The following is a 2,500-nucleotide window of genomic DNA, read 5'->3' as shown; positions in this document are numbered from 1 at the left end:
CTTCACCCCAATCATCTGTCCCACCTTCGGCGGCTGGCTCCTAAAAGGTTACCTCACCGACTTCGGGTGTTACAAACTCTCGTGGTGTGACGGGCGGTGTGTACAAGGCCCGGGAACGTATTCACCGCGGCATGCTGATCCGCGATTACTAGCGATTCCAGCTTCACGCAGTCGAGTTGCAGACTGCGATCCGAACTGAGAACAGATTTGTGGGATTGGCTTAACCTCGCGGTTTCGCTGCCCTTTGTTCTGTCCATTGTAGCACGTGTGTAGCCCAGGTCATAAGGGGCATGATGATTTGACGTCATCCCCACCTTCCTCCGGTTTGTCACCGGCAGTCACCTTAGAGTGCCCAACTGAATGCTGGCAACTAAGATCAAGGGTTGCGCTCGTTGCGGGACTTAACCCAACATCTCACGACACGAGCTGACGACAACCATGCACCACCTGTCACTCTGCCCCCGAAGGGGACGTCCTATCTCTAGGATTGTCAGAGGATGTCAAGACCTGGTAAGGTTCTTCGCGTTGCTTCGAATTAAACCACATGCTCCACCGCTTGTGCGGGCCCCCGTCAATTCCTTTGAGTTTCAGTCTTGCGACCGTACTCCCCAGGCGGAGTGCTTAATGCGTTAGCTGCAGCACTAAGGGGCGGAAACCCCCTAACACTTAGCACTCATCGTTTACGGCGTGGACTACCAGGGTATCTAATCCTGTTCGCTCCCCACGCTTTCGCTCCTCAGCGTCAGTTACAGACCAGAGAGTCGCCTTCGCCACTGGTGTTCCTCCACATCTCTACGCATTTCACCGCTACACGTGGAATTCCACTCTCCTCTTCTGCACTCAAGTTCCCCAGTTTCCAATGACCCTCCCCGGTTGAGCCGGGGGCTTTCACATCAGACTTAAGAAACCGCCTGCGAGCCCTTTACGCCCAATAATTCCGGACAACGCTTGCCACCTACGTATTACCGCGGCTGCTGGCACGTAGTTAGCCGTGGCTTTCTGGTTAGGTACCGTCAAGGTACCGCCCTATTCGAACGGTACTTGTTCTTCCCTAACAACAGAGCTTTACGATCCGAAAACCTTCATCACTCACGCGGCGTTGCTCCGTCAGACTTTCGTCCATTGCGGAAGATTCCCTACTGCTGCCTCCCGTAGGAGTCTGGGCCGTGTCTCAGTCCCAGTGTGGCCGATCACCCTCTCAGGTCGGCTACGCATCGTTGCCTTGGTGAGCCATTACCTCACCAACTAGCTAATGCGCCGCGGGTCCATCTGTAAGTGGTAGCCGAAGCCACCTTTTATGTTTGAACCATGCGGTTCAAACAAGCATCCGGTATTAGCCCCGGTTTCCCGGAGTTATCCCAGTCTTACAGGCAGGTTACCCACGTGTTACTCACCCGTCCGCCGCTAACATCAGGGAGCAAGCTCCCATCTGTCCGCTCGACTTGCATGTATTAGGCACGCCGCCAGCGTTCGTCCTGAGCCAGGATCAAACTCTCCGATAAAGTAGTTTGACTGACTACGCACATCGCTGTGCGATTTTATAAAAATGAATTAACAGGTACGTTTTGTCTTGTTTAGTTTTCAAAGATCATTTCGTTTGTTCGCTTTGTTAAAGCAACTTTATTAGTATACAACGCTGCTTCTTTAAAGTCAACAACTTTTTATAAAAACTTTTGGTGGAGCCTAGCGGGATCGAACCGCTGACCTCCTGCGTGCAAAGCAGGCGCTCTCCCAGCTGAGCTAAGGCCCCGTAAAAAATGGTCGGGAAGACAGGATTCGAACCTGCGACCCCATGGTCCCAAACCATGTGCTCTACCAAGCTGAGCTACTTCCCGATTCCCTATCTATTTCTATTAAATAATGGCGCGCCCGAGAGGAGTCGAACCCCTAACCTTTTGATCCGTAGTCAAACGCTCTATCCAATTGAGCTACGGGCGCAAAAATTAATGCCGAGGGCCGGACTTGAACCGGCACGGTAGTCACCTACCGCAGGATTTTAAGTCCTGTGTGTCTGCCAATTCCACCACCCCGGCGTGGATGGTATAGTTGGAGCGGAAGACGGGATTCGAACCCGCGACCCCCACCTTGGCAAGGTGGTGTTCTACCACTGAACTACTTCCGCAGACAGGATGTCCAGTTTTTATAACTGTTATCCTATATAATGCGGGTGAAGGGACTTGAACCCCCACGTCATAAAGACACTAGATCCTAAGTCTAGCGCGTCTGCCAATTCCGCCACACCCGCGTAAAATGGTGAGCCATGAAGGACTCGAACCTTCGACCCTCTGATTAAAAGTCAGATGCTCTACCAACTGAGCTAATGGCTCTTTTTACAAGAGACTTGAGTATTATACCATATAAAAGTGGTGCCGGCAAGAGGACTTGAACCCCCAACCTACTGATTACAAGTCAGTTGCTCTACCAATTGAGCTACACCGGCAAAATGGTGGAGGATGACGGGCTCGAACCGCCGACCCTCTGCTTGTAAGGCAGATGCTCT

At 52.2% G+C, this 2,500-nt stretch carries 9 tRNA genes and 1 rRNA gene (2 of these 10 only partly in view); all 10 read right to left on the bottom strand.

The features are described from left to right. Positions 1-1,502 (bottom strand): 16S ribosomal RNA (locus M0696_RS00545) (it extends 48 nt beyond the left edge of the window). Positions 1,503-1,674: 172 nt separating this feature from the next. Continuing rightward, positions 1,675-1,750: transfer RNA gene (locus tag M0696_RS00540), tRNA-Ala, on the bottom strand. Positions 1,751-1,758: 8 nt separating this feature from the next. After that, positions 1,759-1,835: transfer RNA gene (locus tag M0696_RS00535), tRNA-Pro, on the bottom strand. Between the two features lie 26 nt (positions 1,836-1,861). Then, positions 1,862-1,938, bottom strand: a tRNA-Arg gene (locus M0696_RS00530). A 9-nt stretch (positions 1,939-1,947) separates the two neighbouring features. Then, a tRNA-Leu gene (locus M0696_RS00525) sits at positions 1,948-2,033 on the bottom strand. 14 nt (positions 2,034-2,047) lie between these two features. Beyond that, positions 2,048-2,122, bottom strand: a tRNA-Gly gene (locus M0696_RS00520). A gap of 40 nt (positions 2,123-2,162) precedes the next feature. Next, positions 2,163-2,245, bottom strand: a tRNA-Leu gene (locus tag M0696_RS00515). A 6-nt stretch (positions 2,246-2,251) separates the two neighbouring features. Then, a tRNA-Lys gene (locus M0696_RS00510) sits at positions 2,252-2,327 on the bottom strand. Between the two features lie 37 nt (positions 2,328-2,364). Next, positions 2,365-2,440: transfer RNA gene (locus M0696_RS00505), tRNA-Thr, on the bottom strand. 4 nt (positions 2,441-2,444) lie between these two features. Beyond that, a tRNA-Val gene (locus M0696_RS00500) sits at positions 2,445-2,500 on the bottom strand (it continues 20 nt past the right edge of the window).

Source organism: Bacillus rugosus (assembly GCF_023238245.1).
Taxonomy (GTDB): Bacteria; Bacillota; Bacilli; order Bacillales; family Bacillaceae; genus Bacillus; species Bacillus rugosus.
This window is presented reverse-complemented; position numbering and strand designations above follow the sequence as displayed.